The sequence below is a fragment of the Aminobacter sp. P4_H6_2 genome, from assembly GCF_056400805.1.
The window spans coordinates 1-1,762 of sequence record NZ_JBFUKO010000870.1 but is presented as its reverse complement, the minus strand read 5'-3'; the positions used below and the strand labels follow the sequence as shown (position 1 = coordinate 1,762).

1 protein-coding gene is annotated in these 1,762 nt (G+C 63.1%); it reads right to left on the bottom strand.

Annotated elements, in window-relative coordinates; genetic code table 11:
* The coding region (locus AC1DUU_RS31145) for an LLM class flavin-dependent oxidoreductase (RefSeq protein WP_476787167.1) at positions 1-1,762 on the bottom strand (1,762 nt) is incomplete at both ends.

Here is a 1,762-nt window from a genome sequence, read left to right as displayed (position 1 = left end):
CGCCATAGGCGCCGAACTGTCTCGATATCGCGCAGCATGGCGGCCTTGTTGTGCGGCGGAGCGTTCTCCGGCCGCAGCACGAAATCCTCAGGCATCCAGCCAGAGGCGAAGGCGAGGCCGACGCGACCATTGCTGATGTTGTCGAGAACCGCCCACTCCTCGGCTACTCGTGCCGGGTGATGCAGCGGCAGAACGCAGGAACCGGCGCGGATCGCCAGGTTTTTCGTCACAGCAGCAACGGCGGCTCCTGTCACCGCCGGGTTCGGATAGGGACCGCCAAAGGCGTGGAAATGTCGCTCAGGTGTCCACAGCGCCTGGAAACCATGCTCGTCGGCGAACTTCGCGCCTTCCAGCAACAGCCGGTATTTTGCCGGCCCCGCTCCGTCGTCATTGCCCCAGTAAAACAGGCCGAAATCCATCGGCGCCTTGCCGCTCGCGCGGCGGCGCGCTGCAGTCGGTGCCGCGTTCTTGTGGTCATGCACGTCGCTTGCATGGATCACCACCTTGAAACCACGCGCCAGTGTCCAGAAGAGCTCCAGCACCGAGATGTCGAAGGACAGGCTGGTGACGGCTAGCCACACCGGCTGCCCGGCTTCGTCGATCGTAATGCGGTCGTCCATGCCGACGAAGAAATTCGCGACATTGCGATGCTCGACCATCACGCCTTTGGGGCGCCCGGTGGAACCCGACGTGTAGATCATGTACGCCAAGTTGGCCGAGGTGACGCCGCTCCGCGGCCGCTCGGCACTGCCTGGAACAGCGAGGATGTCCTCAATGTTCACCCGCTGGGCACCGTCAACTGCCAGTGCACCGTCGAGTGCTCGCTCGCTGAGCACCACCGGCGCCCCGCTGTCGTCGACCATCAAGGCCAGCCGCTCGGCTGGGAACATCGGATCGAGCGGCACATAGGCAGCGCCTGCCTTCTGGATGGCCAACGCGCCGATGACCAGCTCTGGCGAGCGCGAGACATGCAGGCCGACCAGCGTGTCGGGTTTCACGCCGAGCTCGATCAGGCGGTTGGCAACGCAGTTGGCCTTTTCATCGAGTTCACGGTAGGTGAGCTGCCGGTCGCGGAAAGAGACCGCAATAGCATCAGGCGTCAGCTCGGCTTGGCGTTCGATCAGCGTGTGGACGCAGACGGTGCGATCGTGATCGCGCGTGGTCTGGTTCCAGCCGAAGAGCACTCGCTGGCGTTCTTCTTCCGACATAAGCGGAAGATCTGAAACCATGCCGCCACCGACAAATTTACCTGCGAAAATGCCCAATCGGGAGAGCATGTCCGCAAGGTCGCGATCCGCGATCCGAGCACGATCGGCCAGCACGAGCATCTCATCTGCGCCGAGCACAAATGTCAGCGCCGTCCCCTGGATGAGCTTTGCCCGGGAGGGTGAAGCTGCTTCAACCAACCCAATGGTCAGGCGCGGAAGGGCCAATCCGGGAACGCGCTCCGCGAGATCGGACGCATAAGTGCCGCGCTCGCGCAGCTGCCCCAAAGCTTGGTTTGTCCGCGCGATGAAAATCTCGACCGTCTCACCATCCAAGAACTCGATGCGGAACGGCACTGATGTCGCGAAATACCCGGGAAACTGATTGTCCAGCGCGACGGTGGCGTCTGTCCCATAGGCGATGTCGAGTGAATCCTGGCCGGAGAAGCGCGCCAGAAAGGCCGCAACGGTGGCTGCACGCGAACCTTCCTGGACCGGCATCCGCAATGGCTGCGCGATAACCTGGGGCACGCCGTCATGCGACAACGCCTTGACGT